We start from the raw sequence: 22,123 nt of genomic DNA on the forward strand, positions 1-22,123 counted from the left end.
ACGCTGCCCGTTCAATCCCGGCCTCTAGCTTCTGGGTGCGATCCGATGCACTGAGGAGAAGACACTTGCGAGTCCTGGCCGTTGTTCCCGCCCGTGGAGGTTCGGCGGGCGTACCCCTGAAGAACCTCGCCCTGGTCGGCGGCGTCCCGCTGGTCACCCGCGCGATACGGGCGTGCCTGCGGGCCGAGCTCGTGGACCAGGTCGTGGTCAGCACCGACCACGCGCAGATCGCCGAGACCGCCCGCGCGGCGGGGGCGGTCGTGGTGGAGCGGCCCGCGGAGCTGAGCGGCGCGACCGCCTCCAGCGAGTCGGCCGTGCTGCACGCCCTGGACGCGCTGGGCGCCGACCCCGAGGTGGTCGTGCTGGTGCAGTGCACCAGCGCGTTCATCGACCCCGAGGACCTGTCGGCGGCCGTGCGCAGGGTCCTGGACGGCGAGGCCGACTCGGTCGTGTCCGGGCTGCCCACGCACGAGTTCCTGTGGACCGCCGCGGGCGCGGGCGTCAACCACGACCCGGCCGTACGGCAGCGCAGGCAGGACCGCGAGCCGCAGTTCCGCGAGAACGGCGCCTTCTACGTCATGCGCACCGCCGGCCTGCGCGAGCACGGCCACCGCTTCTTCGGCGAGGTCGCCGTGCAGCCGGTGCCGCCGCGGCACGCCGTCGAGGTCGACGACCCCGAGGACCTGGAGCTGGTGCGCGCCCTCGCGCCGTTCATCGACAAGCCCGAGCCGATCGACGTGGACGCGGTCATCACCGACTTCGACGGGGTGCACACCGACGACCGCGCCTACATCGACTCCGACGGCCGGGAGATGGTCCTGGTCAGCCGCTCGGACGGCATGGGCGTCTCGCTGCTGCGCCGCTCCGGGGTCAAGGTGCTGGTGATGTCCACCGAGCAGAACCCGGTCGTGGCCGCCCGCGCCCGCAAGCTGGGCGTGCCCGTGCTGCAGGGCCTGGCCGAGAAGCGCATCGTGCTGCGCGACTGGCTGGCCATCGAGGGCCTGGACCCGGCGCGCGTGGCCTACGTCGGCAACGACGTCAACGACCTGGGCCCGATGGCCGAGGTCGGCTGGCCGATCGCCACCCCCGACGCGCACCCGCGCGTGCGCGCCGCCGCCCGCGTGGTGCTGACCAGGCCCGGCGGCTCCGGCGCGGTGCGCGAGCTGTGCGACCTGGTGGTGGCCGCCCGGCCCGAGCCGCCCGTCGCCGAGGCCAAGGCCCGGCCGCGGCTCGGCCCGGTCGCGATCGGCGACGTGCTGGTCGGCGACGGCGAGCCGGTGTACATGATCGGCGAGATCGGCATCAACCACAACGGCGACCTCGACATCGCCCGCCGGCTCATCGACGTGGCGGCCGAGGCGGGCTGCCAGGCGGTCAAGTTCCAGAAGCGCACCCCCGCGATCTGCGTGCCCGAGGAGCAGAAGGGCCAGATCAGGCAGACGCCGTGGGGCGAGATGACGTACCTGGAGTACAAGGAGCGCACCGAGTTCGGCTACGACGAGTACCGGCAGATCGCGAAATACTGCGACGAGCGTGGCCTGCACTGGTTCGCCTCGCCGTGGGACGTGCCGTCCGTGGAGTTCCTGGAGAACATGGACGTGCTGACCCACAAGATCGCCTCGGCCAGCGTCGCCGACCACGAGCTGCTGCGCGCCCTGGCGGACACCGGCAAGCCGCTCATCCTGTCCACCGGCATGTCCACGCTGTCGGAGATCGACCAGGCCGTCGAGATCCTCGGCACCGACCGGCTGATCATGATGCACGCCACCTCCACGTACCCGCTGCCGCCGGAGGAGGCCAACCTGCGCACGATCACCACGCTGAAGGAGCGCTACGGCGTGCCGGTCGGCTACTCCGGGCACGAGCGCGGCCTGCAGATCTCCCTGGCCGCGGTCACCCTGGGCGCGGTCTGCGTCGAGCGGCACATCACGCTCGACCGCACCATGTGGGGCTCCGACCACGCCGCCTCGCTGGAGCCGTCCGGGCTGGAGCACCTCGTCCGCGACATCCGGATCATCGAGCAGGCCATGGGCGACGGCGTCAAGCGCGTCTTCCCCGGCGAGGAGGCGCCCAAGGCCCGGCTGCGCCGGGTGACCGTCTGAGTCATGACGCCGACCACTCTCTCCGTCGTCGTGCCGGTGCGGGACGGTGAGCGCTTCATCGCCGACGCGCTCACCTCGCTCGCCCGCAACACCCGGCACGACTTCGAGTTCATCGTCGTGGACGACGGCTCCGTGGACGCCACCCCGGACATCATCGCCGACTTCGCCCGCGACCTGCCCGGCCTGGCCGTGCTGCGCAACCCCGTCCCCGTGGGGCTGGCCGACGCCCGCAACACCGGGCTGTCGGCCGCCTCGGGGCGGTTCGTCACGTTCATGGACGGCGACGACTGGCTGGCGCCCGGCTACCTGGCCGGGCTGGTGGCGGCCATCGACGGGCTCGGCTGCGACTTCGTGCGCGTGGACCACGTGCAGGTGGAGGGGCGTAAACGGGTGGTGCACCGGGCCCCGCTGTCGCGCCGCGGCGTGGTGCTCGACCCCCGCGCGGCGATCCTGCCGGCGGGCGTGCGGACCATGGTGGACTACCCGTACGCGTGGGCCGGGGTCTACCGGCGTTCGCTGCGGGACCTGCTGCACTTCCCCGGCTCGCTGCACACCGCCGAGGACCGGCCGTGGATCTGGCGGCTGCACCGGGAGGCGGCCACGTTCGCGGTGGTGTCGATGGCCGGGGTGTTCTACCGGCGCCTGGTGTCCGGGTCGCTGACGCAGGTCGGCGACGAGCGGCAACTGCACTTCTTCGACGCCTTCGAGCTGGTCTTCAAGGACCTGGAGCCGGAGTTCCTGCCCAAGGCGGCGCGCAACTTCTGCGCGCTGCTGGCCCACCACCTGGAGCTCGCGGGCCGGTTCACGCCCGCGCTGCGCGCCCGCTTCGAGGAGCGCGGCGCGCAGATGGTCCGCGGGCTGCCGTCCGCGCTGGTGGCCGACGCGGTGTCGCGGATGGCCGTCGAGCGGGAGGCCCTGCTGCGCGCCCTGGTGCCCGACATTCCCCCCAGCCCCCACGTCCGGATCCGCCGGGATCGGGAGGACTCCTGATGAAGGTCTTCTACGCCTCGACGCTGTTCGGCGCCATGTCGCTGGCCGCGGCCATCGACGACGGCCGCTTCGGCGCGGGCCGGCGCGTGCTGATCGTGTCGAACAACGCGGCCGTCCCCGAGGTGTCGCTGCCGCTCGACGGCGCGCCCGGCTTCGCCGTCCTGCGCTCGCGCTTCGACGAGGTGCACTCCTGGAACGACCTGATCGCCCCGCTGCACCCCTCCGACTGGCGGGCGCGGGTCATCGAGGTGCCGATGTTCGAGCGGCTGATCCGCTCCCACCTGGCGCTGGACGACGTCGAGGAGCTGGTGCTGGAGTCGATCGCGGTGCCGCCCGCCCGGACGATCGCCGGGCTGGTGCGCGACTGCCGATCACCGTCTACTCCGACGGCCTGATGAGCTACGGGCCCACCCGCGACCCGCTGCCGGCCGAGATCTCCCGCCGCATCGAGCGGCTGCTCCACCTGGACCTGGTGCCCGGCCTGACCCCGCTGCTGCTCAGCGAGTACGGCGTGCCGCCCGTGGTGCTGCCCGAGGAGCGCTTCCTGGCGGTCGTGCGCGAGGTGGCCACCACCGCGCCGGACATGCTCGCCGGGCAGGCGATGATCCTCGGCCAGTACCTGTCGGCCCTGGAGATCGTCACCCCTGAGGAGGAGGCCGGGCTGCACACCTCGATGCTGCGCGCCCTGGTCGCCCGCGGCTGCACCAGCGTGGTGTTCAAGCCGCACCCGGCCGCCGGACGCCGGCACGCGCAACTGCTGCGCGCGGCGGCCGAGCCCCTGGGGGTGCGGCTGACGGTGGCCGGGGAGAGCGTGCCGGCCGAGGTGTGCTTCGCGGCGCTGCGGCCCGAGCTGGTCGTGGGCTGCTTCTCCACCGGCCTGGTGACCGCCATGCGCTACTTCGGCCTGCCGGTCGCCTCCTTCGGCACCGGCCTGGTGCTGGACCGGCTCACGCCGTACGAGAACAGCAACAGGATCCCGGCCACGATCGTGGACGCGCTGCTGCCCCGGCTGGGCGCCGACGGCGTGATCGACCAGCCGCCGCGCACGGACCTGCCCGCGCTGGTGCGCGCGGTCGGCTACTGCATGCAGGCCGACGCCTATCCCGAGCTGCGCCCGTCGGGTGTCGCGTTCGACAAGCGCTACTTCAAGCGCAAGCGCCTGGAGACGCTGGGGCTGGCCGAGCCGCCCTCGGCGCTCTCCAGGCTGCGCAGGAAGATCAGGTCAGCGATCTGAGGTAGCGGCGCACCCGCCGCTTGGCCCGGTAGCCCGCCCGCAACATCGTGGGCGGCACCTCCACCCGCAACCTGGCCCGGCGGCGGGCCGCGGCGTGCTCGGGGCCGTCCAGCAGCGAGCGGGCGGGCGGGCGCTCCCCGGCCACGGCCAGACCGGCCAGCAGGTCCGCCCAGTCGTCGCGCCCGGCGGGGTGGAAGTAGTTGGCCTCGCACCACCGCGGCTCGGCCGTACGGAAGTCGCCCAGGGCCAGGTCGCCGAGCGTGCCGAGCAGGCCGCTGCCCTCGAACACCAGGTTGATCATCTCGGCGCTGACGCCGAAGTCGCTCAGCACCAGCGACGGCACGCCCATGGCGACGGCCTCCAGCGCGGCCGTCGAGCTGACCGTGACGAACCCGGCCGCCCGCGAGAGCTGCTCGTGCATCGACCCGGCCGCGAACGTCAGCCGGCCCGGCTCGCCCATCTCGCGCCACAGCCGCTGGTAGTGGTGGCGTTCGTTGTGGGTCTGGCGCTCGTGCTCCAGGGCGCGCAGCTTGACCACGACCTCCAGGCCGGGCCGGCGTCCGGCCAGCTCGGCCAGCGCCAGCAGCACCCGCTCGCGGTCCTCCCGCGCCCGCGGCACCTTGGCCTGGGTGGCGAACACGACCCGGTCGCCGCCGCCGGCCGCCGCGCCGGGCCGCAGGAACGGCAGCCGGGCCAGCCCGACCGCCCCTCCTCCGCCGAGCCGGCCGGCGATCCCGGAGAACTCGGCCACCTCGCGCTCGCTGTGGACCACGAACAGGTCGCAGCCGCTGCGGAACAGCCACGCCTTCTCCGTGGCCGGGACCGAGATGCCGGGCAGCCCGCTGACGAACACCGGCCGTGACCGGCCTGCCGGCCGCAGCCCGGCCAGCACGTCGGCCACCAGCACGTCCACGACCGGGCCGGTGCAGCCGACCAGGATCGCGTCGGGCCTGGTGCGCTCGGCCAGGCGGCGCAGCGACCGCGCCGACAACACCGGGGGCGCCGCGCGCCCGCCCACCGCCGCCGCGATCTGCTCCGCCGAGGGCGCGATCGGGGTACGCACCACCACCAGCTCCGTGTCGCAGCCCGCGGGCAGGTCGTCGAGCAGGCAGGCCGCCCACTTCAGATACGAGTCGGAGTCGGCTACCGCCAGCACCCTCACCTGGAAGCTCCTGTCAGATGCGATCGCAGGCCGGGGGCCGCCCTGCTCGTCCACCAGTCGTCGGGAACGTCCACCGGCTCGACCTCGACACCGCGCGGGCCGAGCAGCACCCGCAGCGAGGTGATCGCGGTCGAGGGAAGGCTGAGCACCCGCTGCCCGGCGCCGAGGCCGCGCAGGGTCAGCTCGGCCGGCGCGCCCGCGTCGTGCACCGTGATGCCGGGACGCTCCCTGATCAGCGCGAGGTCGACGGGGTCCTCGCGGCGGTGCGGGTAGTAGGCCAGCGGCTCGCGGCCGGCCAGGTCGGTCAGCCAGCGCAGGTAGTGGTCGCGGTGCACCAGGCCGTTGCGGACCAGGGAGGTGCCGAGGACGACCGTCCGCTCGGCGGGCCCCTGGGCGCTCGGCGGCTGGGCGCGCAGCCAGGCGAAGTCGTGGCGTACGAGGTCGACGCCCACCTCGCGGACGGCGGCGGCCAGCTCGTCGGGGACGGGCAGGGCGGTGAAGACCGAGACCCGGCTCATCCGCAGCCGCAGCGCGGCGGCCAGGCCGAGCAGGGCGCGCGCCCGCGACGGCGTCGCCCGTGCCCGCAGCAGCGGCCGGTACGGCCCGGCGGCCAGCAGTTCGAGCAGCCTGAGCGTGGCCAGGCCGTCGTCCACGACGACGATGCGGCCGGGGTCGGAGGTCAGCCAGCGCACCTGGACCTTGCCGGAGAACGCGTCGCCCACGGCCTGGACGCGGCGCGGCATGCGCTCGCGCGGCTCGTCCAGCACCAGGCCGGCGGGCAGGTCGAGGCGGCGCAGCTCCTTGCGGGTGGCGCGCAGCGGGCGCAGGCCGGCGCGCGGCACGACCACGGTGTCCGGGCCGAGCAGCCCGGCGTGGTGGGCCTCGACGGCGCACAGCATCTGGAGCGGGGACTCCACCCAGGCCGACGCCTGTCTGACCACTCTGTTTCCCCCAGCCGGTGGATGGCCTTGCACGACCCGCTACAAGCTAGCCCGGCCTGCTTAAGCAGCAAGAAACGTCACGTGAACAATGGAGGGTATGAACTCGCTGATGCTCAACACCGACGGTGTGCAGATACCACAGCTCGGCTTCGGCGTCTGGCAGGTCTCTGCCGACGACGCCGAGCACGCCGTGACGACCGCGCTGCGCGCCGGATACCGTCACGTCGACACCGCCGCCGCCTACGAGAACGAGGAGGGCGTCGGCCGGGCCGTGCGCGCCGCCGGGGTGCCACGGGAGAAGGTGTTCGTCACCACCAAGCTGTGGAACGGCGACCACGAGCGGGCCGAGCAGGCCTTCGACGAGAGCCTGGCCCGCCTGGGCCTCGACTACGTAGATCTTTTCCTGATCCACTGGCCGGTCCCGCAGCAGGACAAGTACGTGCAGGCCTGGCGCGCGCTGGAGAAGATCTACCGTGACGGCCGGGCCAAGGCCATCGGCGTCTCCAACTTCACGGTCGCCACCCTGACCCGGCTGATGAACGAGACCGACATCACGCCCTCGATCAACCAGATCGAGCTGCACCCGTACTTCCAGCAGCGCGAGATGCGGGCCTTCCACGAGGCCAACGGCATCCTGACCGAGGCGTGGAGCCCGCTCGGGCAGGGCAAGGGGCTGCTGTCCGACCCGGCGCTGCGCGTGTTGTCGGAGAAGTACGGCAAGACGCCCGCGCAGATCGTGCTCCGCTGGCACCTTCAGCTCGGCAACGTGGTGATCCCCAAGTCGGTCACCCCGGCCCGGATCGAGGAGAACATCGACGTGTTCGACTTCATCCTCGACACCGAGGACCTGGTGGCCATCGGCGCGATGAACGCGGGACGGCGGATCGGGCCCGACCCCGACTCGTTCAACCTGACCTGAGCGCTCTACGATCTCGGGCGTGCGAGATTTCACCTGGGGGATAGCGGCGACCGGCGGCATCGCGCGTACCGTGGGGGCGGCCATCGCGGCCGAGCCCGGCATGCGGGTGGCCGCCGTCGGCTCGCGGAGCCCGCTCAGGGCGCGGGCCCTGGCCGACGAGCTGGGCGCGGAGTCGGCCTACGGCTCCTACGAGGCCCTGTGCGCCGATCCGGCCGTCGACGCGGTCTACGTCGCCACGCCGCACGCCCAGCACCTGGAGGTGGCCGAGGCGGCCATCGCGGCGGGCAAGTCCGTGTTGTGCGAGAAGCCGCTGGCGGCCACCGTGGCCGACGCCGAGCGGATGGTGGCGCTGGCCCGCGCGGCCGGGGTCTTCCTCATGGAGGCCATGTGGATGCGCTTCAACCCGCTCATCCAGCGGGTGGCGGCCGATCCGCGTTTCGGTGAGATCCGCTCGGTGCGGGCCTCGTTCGGGTTCGCGCTGCCCTACGACCCCGCCCATCGGCTGTGGGCGCCGGAGCTGGGCGGCGGGGCCCTGCTCGACCTGGGGATCTACCCGTTCGGGCTGGCTCAGCTCCTGCTCGGCATGCCGCGGGAGCTGCGGATGACCGGCTCGCTGGCGCCCAGCGGGGTCGACGCCGAGGCGGGCGGCGTGCTGCTGTACCCGGGCGGGCGGCGGGCGCTGGTGGAGGTGTCCCTGCTCGCGCATCACCCCAACGACGCGAGCGTGGTGGGCACGTCGATGCGGGCCGACATCCTGGCGCCGTTCTGGGCGCCGGAGCGGGTGCTGCTGTCGGGGCCGTCGATGGAGACGGAGGAGCTGGTGCTCGACCCGGCCGACAACGGGTACGCCGGGGAACTGCGCGAGGTGCGTACCGCCACGGCCGAGGGCCGGACCGAGAGCGCCGTCATGCCGCTTGACGAATCCCTTGCCATGATGGGGCTTCTGGCCGACGCGCGGGGCCAACTCTCCTAGCTGGACCTTTAGGCATTTGCCTTGCTCTTGCCCGATGTATTACCTTGTGGGGCATCTCGCGGCAGACGTCCGGTTTGTCCGCCGGCTTTGTCAAACCATCGCAAGACATTTCACAGGATCGTCCTGTGACCGCTGAATCCGCCTCCGGGCGGAACCGGGGACCCACGTCCTTTGGGGTGAATCGGCACTTCGGTGCCGTAGGGCAGCTTCCACGTCCGAACCCGTCAGCTAACCCGGTAAGCGGCATGGAAGCAAGGAGTAATGCCCTCGATGGCCAAACACCGTCCCATCCGTGCCCCGAAGATCAACTACGTCCGCGCCGCGCTCGGCGCGACCATCCTCGCCTCCGCGATCGGCGCCCACGCCACCGCGGCCACCGCGGCCACCGCCGACAGCGCCGACCCGGCCGCCGCCGCCGGACGCCCGGCGGTCGCGCCGCAGGCCGCCGCCCAGGTTCGCAAGGCGGAGGAGACCCGGGTCAACGTCACCGCCGCGCAGGTCCTGGCCCTGGCCAAGGCCCAGGTCGGCACCTCCGAGAACGCCTACGGCGGTGGCACCAAGTTCCAGAAGTGGTACGCCGACTCCCAACGCGCCGCCGAGACCATCGCCCGCGACGGCGGCACCCGCGCGATGTACCTCAACGCGCCCTGGTGCTCGATCTTCGTCTCCTGGGTCGGCGAGCAGACCGGCGCCCGCCCGCAGGTCGGCTGGGACGCCTGGACCGTGGCCCACGCCAAGTGGTTCGCCGCCAACGACCGCTGGGGCACCGAGGCCAGGCCCGGCGCCGTCGTCTTCTTCTCCTGGGGCGGCAGCAAGAGCCTGGACGCCATCCAGCACGTCGGCTTCGTCACCAGGGACAACGGCGACGGCACGATCTCCACGGTCGAGGGCAACACCGGCAACGGCAAGGTCGAGGAGCGCGTCCGTCCGACGTCGCAGGTCGTCGGCTACGGCTACCCGCAGTACGCGGGCTGACTCCCCCGGCTCCGAGCGCGCGTCCCGCACGGGGGACGCGCGCTCGCCGCGTCTCAGGACCGGACCGCCACCAGCGAGTACAGGACCGGCAGGTACGAGTCCCCGAACGGGAGCCGGTACCGGCCGTCCTCGCCCTCGGGCAGCAGCCCGCGCGGGTCCGTCTCGGCGGCGACGTGCTCGCCCAGCTCGGCGACCGTGAGCCCGGCGCGCGCCGCCGCCGTGACGATCTCGCCCAGCGAGTACGGGTACTGGACGGTCTCCTGTGCCTCGGTCACCACCCCGGCGTCGGCGTACGTGCCGGTCACCGTCTCGCGGTGGGCCTGGCCGCCGCCGTAGGGCCAGTCGACCACCAGCGGGTCGAGCGAGGCCACCGTCTCGTAGGCCGGATGCAGGTCGACCAGCACCAGCCGTCCGCCGGGCCGCAGCGCCATGGCCGCGCCGCGCATCCAGGCGGCGAGGTCGCCGATCCAGCACAACACGCCGTACGTGGCCACCGCCACGTCGAAGCCCCCGGCCAGCGACTCGGGCAGCCGCTGCGTGTCGGCCTCCACGAACGTGGCCGCCAGCCCCGCCTTGACCGCCAGCTCGCGGGCCCGGGCGACCGCCACCGGGGAGAAGTCGACGCCGGTCACCCGTGCCCCGAGCCGCGCCCAGCTCAGCGTGTCCATGCCGAAGTGGCACTGCAGGTGGAGCAGGTCCTTTCCGGCGACGTCGCCGGCCAGGCGGCGGTCGAGCTCGTAGAGGGTCTGCCGGCCGGCGAGGAAGGCGTCCACGTCGTAGAACCTGTCGGTGGGGGTCGAGCCGTGGACGCGGGCGCGCTCGTCCCAGAGGGCCCGGTTGGGGGCGAGGGCGTCGTCTGCGGGTTGGGGCATGGGGCGAGGATGGCACATCGGCCGCGCCGCCGCACGACCGGTACGGTGCCCTGAGAACGGACGGTCCGCGCCCGCGTGTCGATCCGGGCGGCGCCCGTTCGACGCATCGGCGAGACCGGCTCCGCCGCGGGGCCTCGGACGGAAGGGACGGCAGCGTGAAATTCATGATCGTCGGCAAGGCCGGTGCGGAGACCGAGGCGGGGGCGCTGCCCAGCCAGGAGGTCGTCGACAACATGCACGCCTACAACGAGGCGCTGGCCAGAGCGGGGGTGCTGCTGGCCGCCGAGGGACTCTACCCGAGCTCGCAGGGCGCGCAGATCGCCTACAGCGGCGGCCGGGCGACGGTGATCGACGGCCCGTTCGCCGAGGCCAAGGAGCTGATCGCGGGGTTCTGGCTGATCCAGGTGAAGTCCAGGGAGGAGGCCGTCGAGTGGGCCCTGCGCGTGCCCGTCCCCGAGGGCTGCGACGGGATCGCGCTGGACGTGTGGCGGGTGTACGACGCCTCCGACGCGCCGGACGCGGCCTCGTCCGACCCGGAGGAGGTCGAGCGGGAGCGGGCCATGCGCCGGCGCCTGGGCACGCGAGAGCTCTGACCTCGGCTTGCGGACCGCGGGCGGCGGCTGGTGTCATGAGCCGATGACGGCTTCCGGCCCCCACCGGGCGATCGAGGCGACGACGGCATCCGAGACGCACCGGGCGATCGAGGCGGTCTGGCGGATCGAGGCCGCCCGGCTCATCGCCGGCCTCGCCGGGCTGGTGCGCGACGTCGGCCTGGCCGAGGAGCTGGCCCAGGACGCGCTGGTCGCGGCCCTGGAGCAGTGGCCGGGGTCGGGCGTGCCACGCAACCCGGGCGCCTGGCTGATGACGGTGTCCAAGCGCCGCGCCGTCGACCTGATCCGCAGGAACGAGCGGATGTCCCGCAACCTGGCCGAGCTGGGCCACCGGCTGGAGAGCGCCGAGGAGCCGCCCGAGCCCGACGAGATCGAGGACGACCTGCTCCGGCTGGTCTTCACCGCCTGCCATCCGGCGCTGTCGATGGAGGCGCGGGTGGCCCTGACGCTGCGGGTGCTCGGCGGCCTGAGCACCGACGAGATCGCCCGCGCGTTCCTGGTGCCCGAGCCGACCGCCGCCCAGCGGATCGTGCGGGCCAAGCGCACCCTGGCCGACCGGAGGGTCCCGTTCGAGGTGCCGCAGGGCGCCGAGCTGGCGGGACGGCTGTCGTCCGTGCTGGAGGTCATCTACCTGATCTTCAACGAGGGGTACTCGGCGACGGCGGGCGACGACTGGATGCGGCCCGGCCTGTGCGAGGACGCGCTACGGCTGGGCCGGGTGCTGGCGGGGCTGATGCCCGCCGAGCCCGAGGTGCACGGGCTGGCCGCGCTCATGGAGATCCAGGCGTCCAGGGCGGCGGCCCGGGTGGGGCCGTCCGGCGAGCCGGTGCTGCTGCTGGAGCAGGACCGCGCGCGGTGGGACCGGCTGCTCATCGGGCGCGGGCTGGCGGCGCTGGCGCGGGCCGAGGAGCTGGGCGGCGGGTCCGGGCCGTACACGGTGCAGGCCGCCATCGCGGCCTGCCACGCCCGCGCGGTCGATCCCGGCGACACCGACTGGGTACGCATCGCGAGCCTGTACGAGTCGCTGGCCCGGCTGGCCCGCTCCCCCGTCGTCGAGCTCAACCGCGCGGTGGCGCTGTCGATGGCCTACGGCCCGGCCGTCGGCCTGGAACTGCTCGACCAGATCGTGGACGAGCCGTCGCTGAAGGGCTACCACCTGCTGCCGAGCGTCCGCGGCGACCTGCTGTTCAAGCTGGGCCGGCGCGGCGAGGCGCGGGCCGAGTTCGAGCGGGCGGCCTCGATGACCCGCAACTCCCGCGAGCGGGCGCTGCTGCGCGAGCGCGCCGCCGCCTGCTGAGAGCGGCCGTCCGAGAGCGGCCGTCCCCTCCTCCGGGGGGCTGGGCGTTGGAACGTTCCGGACGGCCGTCACGCACAGTGACAACCGGACCTGACCCGGAGCAAGCCCGGAGGGTGCGGGCGACATGCCCTTGATGCGGCACGAAAGATGTCTCTTGAGGTGGGAGCGCTCCCAAACGGCCCTTCACACCCTTCATCCCCATAAATCCTGATTCTTGGTTACAAAACACCCCATTGGTAACGGTTCCGTTTCGGTGGATTGACGTTCACAGCCGGTAAGTGCACCCTTTGTGGGAGCGCTCCCAAACACTCCCACCGCGGCGGAGCGCGTGCCGCGGTGCACCTCCCCACCATTCACCCGAGAAGGGGTCTCCCATGATGATCAGCAAGCGTCACGGTCTGGCCGCGGCCTCAGCCCTGGCCGCGGCGGCGCTGACCGTCGCGTCGTGCGGCAGCGGCGACACGCCGGCCGCCGGCAGCTCCCCCGCCTCCTCCGCGGCGGCGGCCGAACCCGTCACCATCCGGGTGCAGACCTTCGGCGGCGGCTCCAACTTCGGCTACAAGAACGCCATCGAGAAGTGGAACGCCGAGCACAAGGACATCCAGATCAAGGAAGAGCACCTGACCGACCAGTTCGAGCAGCAGTACTGGCCCCAGATGATCCAGTGGCTGCAGTCCGGCAACGGCGCCGGTGACGTCATCGGCATCGACGAGGGCGGCATGGGCCTCGCCAAGGCGCACCCGGAGTGGTGGGCCGACCTGAAGGAGTACGGCCTTGAGGGCCGCAAGGCCGACTACCCCGCCTGGAAGTGGGAGAACGGCGTCACCGCCGACGGCAAGATCTTCGGCCTGGGCACCGACATCGGCGGCATGAGCCTGTGCTACCGCGCGGACCTGTTCAAGAAGGCCGGGCTGCCCACGGACCGCGAGAAGGTCGCGGCCCTGTGGCCGACGTGGGACGACTTCATGAAGGTCGGCCAGCAGTTCCAGGCGAAGGTGAAGGACACCAAGTTCACCGACGGCACCAACACGCTCTACAACGTGGTGCTGTACCAGGAGGCGGCCAAGAACGGCAACGTCGCCTACTTCGACAAGGACAACAACCTCATCGTCGACAAGAACCCGGCGGTGAAGGCGGGCTTCGACTTCGCCTCGAAGCTCAGCCAGTCGGGCCTGACGGCCAAGCTGCGCAACTTCACCGACGAGTGGGCGGCGGGCACCCAGAAGGGCGCCTTCGCCACGGTCGGCTGCCCGTCCTGGATGCTCGGCGTGGTCTCGGGCAACGCCGGCGACGGCATGAAGGGCAAGTGGGACGTCGCCTCGGTGCCCGGCGGCGGCGGCAACTGGGGCGGCTCGTGGGTGGCCGTGCCCAAGCAGTCCAAGCACCCGAAGGAGGCCGCGCAGGTCGCCGACTACCTGACCAGCGCGCAGACCGAGGCGAGCATCTTCACCGACTTCGGCAACATGCCGAGCAACAGCAAGGCCCAGGCCGACACCGCCGTGCAGGGCGCGAAGAACGAGTTCTTCAGCGACGCCCCGATCGGTGAGATCTTCGCCAAGTCCGCGGAGAGCCTGCAGCCGGTCTTCCTCGGGGTGAAGCACGCGCAGGTCAAGAACGCGGTCGAGTCGGTCGTCCAGGGCATGGACGACGGCTCGGTGGCCTACGACAAGGCCTGGCAGCAGCTGGTCGACGACGCGGTGAAGGCCGCGGGCTGATCTTCCCCCGCCCGGCCCGCCGCTAGCGGGCCGGGCTTGCCGCTGAAAGGTCTGTTATGAGCCTCGACACCCTTCCGCGGGCGGCGCGGAACAACCATCGCCGCGACCGCCCGCCCGGCCGCCTCTGGCGTTCACGACTTGACGTCAAGGCCATGCCGTACGCCCTGGTGTCCCCGTACTTCCTGCTGTTCGCCGCCTTCGGGCTGTTCCCGCTGGCCTTCACGCTCTACTACTCGCTCTACGACTACGACCTGGCCGGTGACACCAAGTGGGCCGGGCTGGGCAACTACGCCGCGCTGCTGACCGACGAGGACTTCTGGAACGCCGTCACCAACACCGTCGGCATCTTCCTGCTGGCCACGATCCCGCAGATGCTGATGGCCCTGTTCCTGGCCAACGCGCTGAACAAGAAGTTCCGCTGGCGCCTGCCGGTCCGCATGAGCGTGCTGCTGCCGCTGGTCACCTCGGTGGTCGCGGTCGCGGTGGTGTTCACGCAGCTGTTCGCGCGCGACTGGGGCCTGGTGAACTGGGTCCTGGGCATGTTCGGCGGCGACAAGATCAACTGGCGGGCCGAGCGCTTCCCGTCCTGGCTGGCCATCGCCGCGATGGTCGACTGGCGCTGGACAGGCTACAACGCCATCATCTTCCTGGCCGGCATGCAGACGATCCCCAAGGACCTGTACGAGGCGGCCGCCATCGACGGCGCGTCCCGGCGGCGGCAGTTCTGGCAGATCACGCTGCCGATGCTGCGCCCGACGATGATCTTCGTGGTGCTCAACTCCACGATCGGCGGCCTGACGCTGTTCTCCGAGCCGACCACCTTCTACAACGGCAACGTGGACGGCGGCTCCCAGGGCCAGTTCCAGACGGTGGCGATGTTCGTCGTCAAGCAGGGCTTCCGCGAGTTCGACTACGGCTACGCCGCGGCCGCCGCCTGGCTGCTGTTCCTGCTGATCCTCATCGGCGCGGCCGTCAACTTCCTGTTCGTCCGGCGGATCGGAGGCGCCAAGTGACCGGCTGGAAACCGACCGTCATGACGCGGGTCATGCTGGGGGTGGCCATCTTCCTGTCGGCGTTCCCGCTGTACTGGATGCTGGTCATCGCCTCGCGTACGAACTCCGACGCCGTGGCGGTGCCGCCGAAGTTCCTGCCCGGGGGCAACCTGGGCGAGAACATCGTGGCGGTGCTCAACAACGAGGACGCGCACTTCCTGCTCGGCCTGACCAACTCCTTCATCAGCGCGGCGATCGTCACGGTCTCCGTGGTGATCATCTCGACCCTGGCCGGGTTCGCCTTCGCCAGCCTGCGGTTCAAGGGCCGCAACATCCTGCTGCTGCTCGTGCTGCTGACGATGGCGGTGCCGTTGCAGCAGATGGGCGTGGTCCCGCTCTACCGCATGATGGTGAGCCTGGAGTGGACCGGCACGCTCAAGGCGATCATCCTGCCCTACCTGCTCAACGGGTTCGGCGTGTTCCTGATGACCCAGTACACCCGCCAGGCCGTGCCGAACGAGCTGGTCGAGGCGGCCAGGGTCGACGGCGCGGCGACGCTGCGGATCTGGTGGAACGTCGTGCTGCCGGCCGTGCGTCCCGGCATGGCGGTGCTCGGCATCAACACCTTCATGCTCATGTGGAACGACTACATGTGGCCGCTGATCGTGCTCACCCCGGACAACCCGACCGTGCAGATCGCCATCAACTCGCTCAACGCGCGTTACTCGACCAGCTACTCGCTGATCTTCGCAGGTACCGCGCTGTCCATCATTCCGCTCATCGCGGTATTCGTCGCATTCGGCCGCCAGATCGTCGGCGGACTCATGGAAGGTGCGGTCAAGGCGTGACGACACAAGAGGAACAGATTCGTCCCGGGCTGCGCTTCCCCGCCGGCTTCGCGTTCGGCGCGGCGACCTCGGCGTACCAGATCGAGGGCGCGGTCACCGAGGACGGGCGCGGCCCCTCCATCTGGGACACCTTCACCAAGACGCCGGGCCGGGTGCTCAACGGGCACCACGGGGACGTGGCCATGGACCACTACCACCGCTACCGGCAGGACGTCGCCATCATGGCGGAGCTGGGCCTGACGGCCTACCGCTTCTCGGTGTCCTGGCCGCGGGTGCAGCCGACCGGCTCGGGCGCGGTCAACCAGAAGGGCCTGGACTTCTACAAGCGGCTCACGGACGAGCTCCGGCAGAACGGCATCGACCCCTGGCTGACCCTCTACCACTGGGACCTGCCCCAGGAGCTGGAGGACAAGGGGGGCTGGCCCAACCGCGACACGGCCTACCGCTTCGCCGAGTACGCCGCGATCGTCCACGAGGCGCTGAAGGACCACGTCCACACGTTCAGCACGGTCAACGAGCCGTGGTGCGCCGCGTTCCTCGGCTACGCCTCGGGCGAGCACGCCCCGGGCCGGCGTGAGCCGCGCAACGCGATCAGGGGCGCGCATCACCTCAACCTGGCCCACGGCCTGGCCGTCCAGGCGATGGACGCGCGCCGCGTCGGCGGCTGCGTCAACCTGTACGCGATCTCCCCCGAGACCGGCAGCGAGGCCGACCTGGACGCGGCCCGCCGCATCGACGGCCTGCAGAACAGGTTCTTCCTGGACGCGCTGCTCACCGGCCGCTACCCCGAGGACGTCCTGAACGACATCCCGATCGACGACGACCTCGTGCGGCCGGGTGACATGAAGACCATCAACGCGCCGATCGACGTGCTGCTGGTGAACTACTACAGCCGCTTCACGGTCTCCGGCGCGCCCGGCGGCAAGGCGTCGGCGGCGGCGGCCCCCACGGACACGGCCTCGCCCTGGGTGGGCAGCGAGCACGTCTCGTTCGTCAACGGCGGCCGGCCGGTCACCGCGATGGGCTGGGAGATCGACGAGGGCGGTCTGGTGGAGATCCTCACCCGGGTGGCGCGGGACTACCCGCCGATCCCGATGGTGGTCTCCGAGAACGGCGCCGCCTTCGACGACGTGCTGGCCGACGGCCGGATCCACGACGCGCGGCGGCAGGCGTACGTGGAGGCGCACCTCGGCGCGTGCCGGGAGGCGATCGACGCGGGCGTGCCCCTGGAGGGCTATTTCGCCTGGTCGCTGATGGACAACTTCGAATGGGCCTGGGGCTACGGCAAGCGTTTCGGTCTGGTCCACGTCGACTTCGACACCCAGGAGCGGCTGCTGAAGGACAGCGCGCACTGGTACTCGGAGATCATCCGGCAGAATAGGCGACATGAACCGACCGACTCTTGAGGCAGTCGCGGCTCGGGCCGGTGTGGGCCGGGGCACGGTGTCGAGAGTCATCAACGGCTCGCCGAACGTCAGCGCCAAGGCCCGCGAGGCCGTCGAGCTGGCCATCCGCGAGCTGGGCTACGTGCCCAACAGGGCGGCGCGTGCGCTCGTCACGCGCCGCACGGACACGGTCGCCCTGGTGGTGTCCGAGTCCCAGTTCCGGGTCTTCGACGAGCCGTACTTCGCCGGCACCATCCGCGGCATCGGCTCGGCGCTGGCCGAGACCGGGCTGCAGCTGATCCTGGCGATGGCGCGCTCCCCCGAGGAGCACGAGCGGCTGGAGACCTACCTGACGGGGCAGCACGTCGACGGCGTGCTGCTGCTGTCGCTGCACGGCGCCGACCCGCTGCCGGGCAGGCTGGAGGAGATGGGCGTGCCGACCGTGCTCGGCGGCAGGCCCGTCGGCCTCGACCCCTACAGCTTCGTGGACATGGACAACAGGGCGGGGGCCCGGCAGGCGGTCAAGCACCTGCTGAGCCTCGGCCGTGCCGCGATCGCCACGATCGCCGGTTCCCAGGACATGGGCGTGGGCGTCGACCGTCTGGCCGGCTACCGCGACGCCCTGCTGCCCTCGGGCCTGCCGGAGATCGTGGCCTTCGGCGACTTCTCCGAGGAGAGCGGCGCCACCGCCATGCGGGAGCTGCTGGACAGCCATCCCGATCTCGACGCGGTCTTCGCCGCCTCCGACCCGATGGCCCTGGGCGCGATGCGCGTGCTCAAGGCCGCGGGCAAGGCGATCCCGGGCGACGTGGCGGTGATCGGGTTCGACGACTCCAAGGCCGCGCTGCACGCCGACCCGCCGCTGACCACCGTCCACCAGCCCACCGAGGCCATGGGCCGGCAGATGGCCCAGCTCCTCGTGGCCCGCATCAACGGCGAGGAGCTGCGCCAGCCCGTGGTGATCCTCGACACGCACCTGGTTCGCCGAGAGTCGGCCTGACCAGGGATATCCTGGCCCGGCTGCTCGCACGCCCGATCGAAAGGACCTTCTCCGTGCCCCAGCTCGAAGGCGGCGGCTACACCGCGCAGATCAGCCCGCGCGGCGCCGCGCTCAGGACGCTCAGGCACGGCGGGCGCGACCTGGTGACGACCTGGCCCGAGCAGGGCCCGGTGCCCTACTTCGCGGGCACCGTCCTGGCTCCCTGGCCCAACCGGGTGGGCGGCGCCCGATACACCTTCCAGGGCCGCTCGCACCGGTTGGAGGTGACCGAGCCCGACCGCGGTCACGCGCTGCACGGCCTGGTCGCCGTCGTCGACTGGAAGGTGGCCGAGGCCGAGGCCGATCGGGCGCGCCTGACGTACGAGCTCGCCGAGGCCCCCGGCTACCCGTTCACGCTGGCGCTGTCGGTCGAGCACCGGCTCGGGCAGGGCGGGCTGACCACGACGGTCACGGCCCGCAACACCGGCGAGGCCGACGCCCCCTACGGCTGCGGGCCCCACCCGTGGCTGCTGGGCGAGGAGCTGGAGCTGCCCGCCGGGCGTTACCTGAAGACCGACGACCGGCTGCTGCCGGCCGGCCTGGCCGACGTCGCCGGCACCCCGTACGACTTCAGGAAGCCGCACCAGGTCGGCGACACCGTGATCGACCACGCCTTCACCGGGCTCGACCGCGGCGAGGTGCGGGTCGGCGGGGTGCGGCTCGGCTGGGACCCGGCCGTGCTGCCCTGGGTGCAGGTCTGCACGAGCCGGCAGCTCGGCTACGAGGGCGTCGCGGTCGAGCCGATGACCTGCCCGCCCGACGCCTTCAACTCCGGCACCGACCTGGTCGTGCTGCGGCCGGGCGACGAACACGTGGCGAGCTGGACGATCAGCGCCGCCTGAACCCGGAAGGGGCCCGCGTGGACAGTAGGACCAAGCGCCGCTTATCACCCGCCGAGCTCGACGCGCTGGCCAGGCGGGCCGTGGGGGCGGGCGTCTTCACGGCCACCGAGCTGACCGACGGCTTCGCCAACGCCGTGTGGCGGCTGACCCTGGAGGACGGCCGCGAGGTGGTGCTCAAGCTGTCGCCCTCCCCCGACCTCGACCAGCTCAGCTACGAGCGCAACCTGCTGCGCATGGAGGCCGACGCCTACGAGCTGGCCGCCACCGCCGGCGTGCCGATGGCGGAGCTGCTGGTGGCCGGGTTCGACGACCCGGTGCTCGGCGGCGACTACCTGATGCTGACCGCGCTCGACGGCGTCTCCTGGAACGACGTCAAGCCCGAGGGCGAGCAGGCGCTGCGCCGGGAGCTGGGCCGCCATCTGGCCGCCTTCAACGCGGTGACCGGCGAGGTGTTCGGCTACCCGCACGCCGGGATCGTCGGCTCGACCTGGCGGGAGGCGTTCCTGGCCATGGCGGGCGCGCTGCTGGCCGACACCGAGCGCTACCCGACGCCGCTGCCCCGCCCGGCCGCCGAGATCATGGCGGTCTTCGAGCGGGCCGCGCCGGTGCTGGACGAGGTGACCACGCCGTGCCTGGTGCACTTCGACGTGTGGGCCGGGAACGTGTTCCTCGACCTGACCGGCGAGCCGCGCATCCAGGCGATCATCGACCACGAGCGGGCGTTCTGGGGCGACCCGATCGCCGAGTTCGTCACCCCGACGATCTTCGACGAGCTGCGCGAGGACGACCCGCTGCTGGCCGGCTACCGCGAGGTGACGCCGCTGGAGCTCACCTTCTCGGCCCGCGCCCGGCTCGACCTCTACCGCGCCTATCTCTACCTGATCCTGCTGGTGGAGAACGGACCCCGGCAGTACCCGGAGTCCGAGTACGCCAGGGTCCGCGATCTGGCCGTCAGCTCACTGTCGGAGGTCCTGGACCGCCTCGTAAGGCTTCCCCTTGACGCCCGCTGACAGCTTGCCGCACTGACCGCCGCCCGAGCCGTTCACCTGGTTCGGCACGCCGAGGTCGGCCGGCGCCGGGGTGTTGCCGGTGCAGGCGAGCGCGCCCTTGACCGTGGCGCCCGACAGGATCGGCGCGGTGTTGCCGGTGAGCACGGCCGCGCCGCGCAGTTCGGCGCCCACCACTGTGAGCCGCGCCGCGCCCGTGACGCTGAGCGCGCCGTCCACGCGCGTCCTGATCAGGTGCACGGCGGCGGGCCTGGCGGCGGTGAGCGTGCCGCTGATCCGGCCGCCGTCGGTCACCAGCGAGGCGCCTGCCTTGACCGTGACCGGGCCGGTGACCTCGGCGTCCTTCAGGCAGGTGACGCCGCCGGCCACGGTGAGCGGGCCCCGGTGCGCGCCGGTGACCGTGCGGTCGCAGGCGGGCGGCGGGGCGATGGTGGTGACGGTGAAGCTCTTGGCCTGCCCGTAGTTGCCGGCGGCGTCGATCGAGCGGTACTCGACGGTGTGCCGGCCGCGCGGCAGCTTGCCGTAGACCAGGGAGTCGATGACCGTGCCCTCCTCGGTGAACGTCCAGGGCAGTTCGGAGGAGGTGGGCCAGCCGAAGTAGTTGAACCAGCCGTCGCCGTCCACCCGGGACTCCGAGACCACGTACCCGTCGCGGTCGTCGCCGCCGGTGAGCTTCATCGTGAACGGGCCGTTGTAGACGTAGGTGTCGCCGGAGCGCGCGAGCGGCTCGGACAACTCGTACCCGGTGGTGGGCTCGGTGGCGTCGACCTGCCAGGTCAGCGTCGTGGCGCCGAGGGTGGCGGTGAGGGTGTGGGCGCCGGGCGTCAGGCCGGCCGCGCCCAGGTCGAACTCGGTGCCGGTGCCCGCCTGCCGGCCGTCCAGCGCCCAGGTGACGGCGGGGAGGGAGGCCGCGGGGTGGGTGGTCTCGACGTACACGACGGTGGCGCGCCCGGCAGGGCGGTCCGTCGGCGTGGACGACACGATTCCGGCCTGGACGCCGTCGGGCGGCGTGGTGAGCGTGGTGTCCACGGTCCAGGTGCGGGTCCTGGTCATGGCGGCCCGGACCGCCGGGTCCCGGACGAACTCCGTCGGGTCGGCGACCGTGGCCGTGACCGTGTGCGTGCCGGGGGCCAGGCCCAGGGTGCGCAGGTCGAGGACGTCGGCGTCGCCGGGCAGGTTCTTGCCGTCCACGGCCCAGGTGGTGGTCAGCGAGTGCCCGGCCGGGCGCATCGGCTCGATCCAGAGCACCCGGTCCGCCCCGACGGGCGTGGACGTGGGCGCGGAGTCCTGGATCAGCATGGTCTTGGCGGTGATGCGCTGGGTCATGACCTCGCGGCTGACCTGGTCGAAGTAGTAGCCGAGGGTCTTCATCATGGAGTGCCTGCTCGGCCGCCACACGCCGCTCGTGTAGTACATGCCGCCCTCGTAGCGGGCGATCGGGCCGCCGGACTCGCTGTCCTCGCCCAGCCACCGCCACCACTTCCTGCGCTGGTCGAGCATCTGCTGCTCGGTCAGCAGGCTGTGGTGCGCGCTGGACGGCTCGGAGCCGCCGTAGGTCCCGCCGGGGACGCCGCGCTGGTAGTAGTCGTACTCGTCCTGGAGGCCGCCCAGGGAGTGGCCGAGCTCGTGCGGGCTGATCAGGGCGGACATGGAGTTGCTGCCGGAGGCGGTGGCGTAGCTGCCGCCCGCGCCGCCGTAGGTGCCGCTGTTGGCCAGGGCGAGGATCTGCCGGTTGCCCGACGTCGTCCCGGTGACCGAATTCGCGAAGCGGGTGGCCGCGGAGTTGTCCATGGTGATCAGGCGCTGCACGCTGCCCGGGTTGCACCCTCCCCAGAAGCCCATGCTCAGCGGCGTCGTACGGCGGGGCGCGTCCAGGCCGGGGTCGCAGCTCACGCCGGACTCGCCGGAGACGATGTCGATCCGGTAGACGTTGATGTAGTCGCGGTAGGTCTTGAACGGCTCGATCGACCACATCACGTTGAGGTGCCGGTCCACGTCGGCCCGGAACTTCGCCTGCTCGGCCTCGGTGTAGCCGTCGCCCATGACGATCAGGTTGAACCGCTTGGCCGGGGCGCCGGTGACCTGGACCGGCACGACCGTGGCCGCGCCGGGCCCGTCGGCGGCCGTGGACGCGTGGGCGGATGGGACATATAAGACGGCGGCGGCCAGCACCAGGGCCGCGAATCTACGCATGTCATGCACTATCGGGCCGATGGATG

The 22,123-nt window shown here is 72.0% G+C and carries 20 protein-coding genes and 1 riboswitch; of the genes, 16 read left to right on the forward strand and 4 right to left on the reverse strand.

The window, feature by feature from the left end; all coding sequences use genetic code 11:
* Positions 1-65: 65 nt before the first annotated feature.
* The 4 genes from ACIHAD_RS16345 to ACIHAD_RS16360 are packed head-to-tail and all read left to right on the forward strand — an operon-like array spanning position 66 to position 4,326.
* The gene (locus ACIHAD_RS16345) at positions 66-2,102 is read left to right on the forward strand and encodes an N-acetylneuraminate synthase family protein (RefSeq protein ID WP_397355254.1); all 2,037 of its coding nucleotides are present in this window, start codon (positions 66-68) and stop codon (positions 2,100-2,102) included.
* A gap of 3 nt (positions 2,103-2,105) precedes the next feature.
* Complete coding sequence (locus tag ACIHAD_RS16350; protein WP_397355255.1) at positions 2,106-3,092, forward strand: glycosyltransferase family 2 protein; 987 nt, start codon at positions 2,106-2,108, stop codon at positions 3,090-3,092.
* A complete protein-coding gene (locus ACIHAD_RS16355; RefSeq protein ID WP_397355256.1) occupies positions 3,092-3,487 on the forward strand; it encodes a hypothetical protein in 396 nt (131 codons plus the stop codon). Before ACIHAD_RS16350 ends, ACIHAD_RS16355 begins: the two co-directional genes overlap by 1 nt.
* Positions 3,487-4,326 carry a polysialyltransferase family glycosyltransferase gene (locus ACIHAD_RS16360; protein WP_397355257.1) on the forward strand — a complete coding sequence of 280 codons (840 nt, stop codon included), beginning with the start codon at positions 3,487-3,489 and terminating at the stop codon, positions 4,324-4,326. Before ACIHAD_RS16355 ends, ACIHAD_RS16360 begins: the two co-directional genes overlap by 1 nt.
* Here ACIHAD_RS16360 and ACIHAD_RS16365 read toward each other — a convergent pair.
* Positions 4,310-5,488, reverse strand: a complete 1,179-nt coding sequence (locus tag ACIHAD_RS16365) for a DUF6716 putative glycosyltransferase (RefSeq protein WP_397355258.1) — start codon at positions 5,486-5,488, stop codon at positions 4,310-4,312. The genes ACIHAD_RS16360 and ACIHAD_RS16365 overlap by 17 nt on opposite strands.
* Positions 5,485-6,429 (reverse strand): hypothetical protein, encoded by a 945-nt coding sequence (locus ACIHAD_RS16370; RefSeq protein WP_397355259.1) that lies wholly within the window; start codon positions 6,427-6,429, stop codon positions 5,485-5,487. The genes ACIHAD_RS16365 and ACIHAD_RS16370 overlap by 4 nt, the downstream gene beginning before the upstream one ends.
* A gap of 97 nt (positions 6,430-6,526) precedes the next feature.
* Between ACIHAD_RS16370 and ACIHAD_RS16375 the strand changes: the two genes are divergently transcribed.
* From ACIHAD_RS16375 to ACIHAD_RS16385, 3 genes are all read left to right on the forward strand, one after another.
* A complete protein-coding gene (locus tag ACIHAD_RS16375; RefSeq protein ID WP_397355260.1) occupies positions 6,527-7,348 on the forward strand; it encodes an aldo/keto reductase in 822 nt (273 codons plus the stop codon).
* 19 nt (positions 7,349-7,367) lie between these two features.
* Positions 7,368-8,321, forward strand: a complete 954-nt coding sequence (locus ACIHAD_RS16380) for a Gfo/Idh/MocA family protein (RefSeq protein ID WP_397355261.1) — start codon at positions 7,368-7,370, stop codon at positions 8,319-8,321.
* Between the two features lie 120 nt (positions 8,322-8,441).
* Positions 8,442-8,579, forward strand: a riboswitch (cyclic di-AMP (ydaO/yuaA leader).
* 12 nt (positions 8,580-8,591) lie between these two features.
* Positions 8,592-9,296, forward strand: a complete 705-nt coding sequence (locus ACIHAD_RS16385) for a CHAP domain-containing protein (RefSeq protein ID WP_397355263.1) — start codon at positions 8,592-8,594, stop codon at positions 9,294-9,296.
* A gap of 53 nt (positions 9,297-9,349) precedes the next feature.
* Here the strand turns inward: ACIHAD_RS16385 and ACIHAD_RS16390 are convergent, their stop codons facing one another.
* Positions 9,350-10,168, reverse strand: a complete 819-nt coding sequence (locus tag ACIHAD_RS16390) for a class I SAM-dependent methyltransferase (protein ID WP_397355265.1) — start codon at positions 10,166-10,168, stop codon at positions 9,350-9,352.
* 164 nt (positions 10,169-10,332) lie between these two features.
* Between ACIHAD_RS16390 and ACIHAD_RS16395 the strand changes: the two genes are divergently transcribed.
* The 9 genes from ACIHAD_RS16395 to ACIHAD_RS16435 all read left to right on the forward strand — a co-directional run bounded on the left by ACIHAD_RS16395 (position 10,333) and on the right by ACIHAD_RS16435 (position 19,907).
* Positions 10,333-10,761, forward strand: coding sequence for a YciI family protein (locus ACIHAD_RS16395; RefSeq protein WP_397355387.1), 429 nt, complete (start codon positions 10,333-10,335; stop codon positions 10,759-10,761).
* Between the two features lie 43 nt (positions 10,762-10,804).
* Positions 10,805-12,076 carry an RNA polymerase sigma factor gene (locus tag ACIHAD_RS16400; RefSeq protein ID WP_397355266.1) on the forward strand — a complete coding sequence of 424 codons (1,272 nt, stop codon included), beginning with the start codon at positions 10,805-10,807 and terminating at the stop codon, positions 12,074-12,076.
* A 374-nt stretch (positions 12,077-12,450) separates the two neighbouring features.
* Positions 12,451-13,791, forward strand: a complete 1,341-nt coding sequence (locus tag ACIHAD_RS16405; RefSeq protein WP_397355267.1) for an extracellular solute-binding protein — start codon at positions 12,451-12,453, stop codon at positions 13,789-13,791.
* A 56-nt stretch (positions 13,792-13,847) separates the two neighbouring features.
* Positions 13,848-14,804 carry a carbohydrate ABC transporter permease gene (locus ACIHAD_RS16410; RefSeq protein ID WP_397355268.1) on the forward strand — a complete coding sequence of 319 codons (957 nt, stop codon included), beginning with the start codon at positions 13,848-13,850 and terminating at the stop codon, positions 14,802-14,804.
* Entirely contained in the window at positions 14,801-15,631 is an 831-nt protein-coding gene (locus ACIHAD_RS16415; RefSeq protein WP_397355269.1) for a carbohydrate ABC transporter permease, read from the forward strand. Before ACIHAD_RS16410 ends, ACIHAD_RS16415 begins: the two co-directional genes overlap by 4 nt.
* Complete coding sequence (locus ACIHAD_RS16420; protein WP_397355270.1) at positions 15,628-17,037, forward strand: GH1 family beta-glucosidase; 1,410 nt, start codon at positions 15,628-15,630, stop codon at positions 17,035-17,037. Before ACIHAD_RS16415 ends, ACIHAD_RS16420 begins: the two co-directional genes overlap by 4 nt.
* Complete coding sequence (locus ACIHAD_RS16425) at positions 17,018-18,016, forward strand: LacI family DNA-binding transcriptional regulator (protein ID WP_397355271.1); 999 nt, start codon at positions 17,018-17,020, stop codon at positions 18,014-18,016. The genes ACIHAD_RS16420 and ACIHAD_RS16425 overlap by 20 nt, the downstream gene beginning before the upstream one ends.
* Positions 18,017-18,069: 53 nt before the next feature.
* A complete protein-coding gene (locus ACIHAD_RS16430; protein ID WP_397355272.1) occupies positions 18,070-18,897 on the forward strand; it encodes an aldose 1-epimerase family protein in 828 nt (275 codons plus the stop codon).
* Between the two features lie 17 nt (positions 18,898-18,914).
* Positions 18,915-19,907: a phosphotransferase family protein gene (locus ACIHAD_RS16435; protein ID WP_397355273.1), complete on the forward strand. Its 993-nt coding sequence runs from the start codon at positions 18,915-18,917 to the stop codon at positions 19,905-19,907.
* On the opposite strand, the gene ACIHAD_RS16440 is transcribed toward ACIHAD_RS16435, so the two are convergent.
* On the reverse strand, positions 19,854-22,097 hold the full coding sequence (locus ACIHAD_RS16440) for a M64 family metallopeptidase (RefSeq protein WP_397355274.1): 2,244 nt from the start codon (positions 22,095-22,097) through the stop codon (positions 19,854-19,856). The two genes, ACIHAD_RS16435 and ACIHAD_RS16440, sit on opposite strands and share 54 nt — an antisense overlap.
* Positions 22,098-22,123: the final 26 nt, after the last annotated feature.

Origin of the sequence: Nonomuraea sp. NPDC052265 (assembly GCF_044547985.1) — a bacterium.
Classification (GTDB): Bacteria; Actinomycetota; Actinomycetes; order Streptosporangiales; family Streptosporangiaceae; genus Nonomuraea.

Bases quoted from the DNA above. Each gene is read 5' to 3' on its own strand.
- ACIHAD_RS16350 (WP_397355255.1), top strand. From the start codon at position 2,106: ATGACGCCGACCACTCTCTCCGTCGTCGTGCCGGTGCGGGACGGTGAG.
- ACIHAD_RS16355 (WP_397355256.1), top strand. From the start codon at position 3,092: ATGAAGGTCTTCTACGCCTCGACGCTGTTCGGCGCCATGTCGCTGGCC.
- ACIHAD_RS16360 (WP_397355257.1), top strand. From the start codon at position 3,487: ATGAGCTACGGGCCCACCCGCGACCCGCTGCCGGCCGAGATCTCCCGC.
- ACIHAD_RS16375 (WP_397355260.1), top strand. From the start codon at position 6,527: ATGAACTCGCTGATGCTCAACACCGACGGTGTGCAGATACCACAGCTC.
- ACIHAD_RS16385 (WP_397355263.1), top strand. From the start codon at position 8,592: ATGGCCAAACACCGTCCCATCCGTGCCCCGAAGATCAACTACGTCCGC.
- ACIHAD_RS16390 (WP_397355265.1), bottom strand. From the start codon at position 10,168: ATGCCCCAACCCGCAGACGACGCCCTCGCCCCCAACCGGGCCCTCTGG.
- ACIHAD_RS16395 (WP_397355387.1), top strand. From the start codon at position 10,333: ATGATCGTCGGCAAGGCCGGTGCGGAGACCGAGGCGGGGGCGCTGCCC.
- ACIHAD_RS16400 (WP_397355266.1), top strand. From the start codon at position 10,805: ATGACGGCTTCCGGCCCCCACCGGGCGATCGAGGCGACGACGGCATCC.
- ACIHAD_RS16405 (WP_397355267.1), top strand. From the start codon at position 12,451: ATGATGATCAGCAAGCGTCACGGTCTGGCCGCGGCCTCAGCCCTGGCC.
- ACIHAD_RS16410 (WP_397355268.1), top strand. From the start codon at position 13,848: ATGAGCCTCGACACCCTTCCGCGGGCGGCGCGGAACAACCATCGCCGC.
- ACIHAD_RS16425 (WP_397355271.1), top strand. From the start codon at position 17,018: ATGAACCGACCGACTCTTGAGGCAGTCGCGGCTCGGGCCGGTGTGGGC.
- ACIHAD_RS16440 (WP_397355274.1), bottom strand. From the start codon at position 22,097: ATGCGTAGATTCGCGGCCCTGGTGCTGGCCGCCGCCGTCTTATATGTC.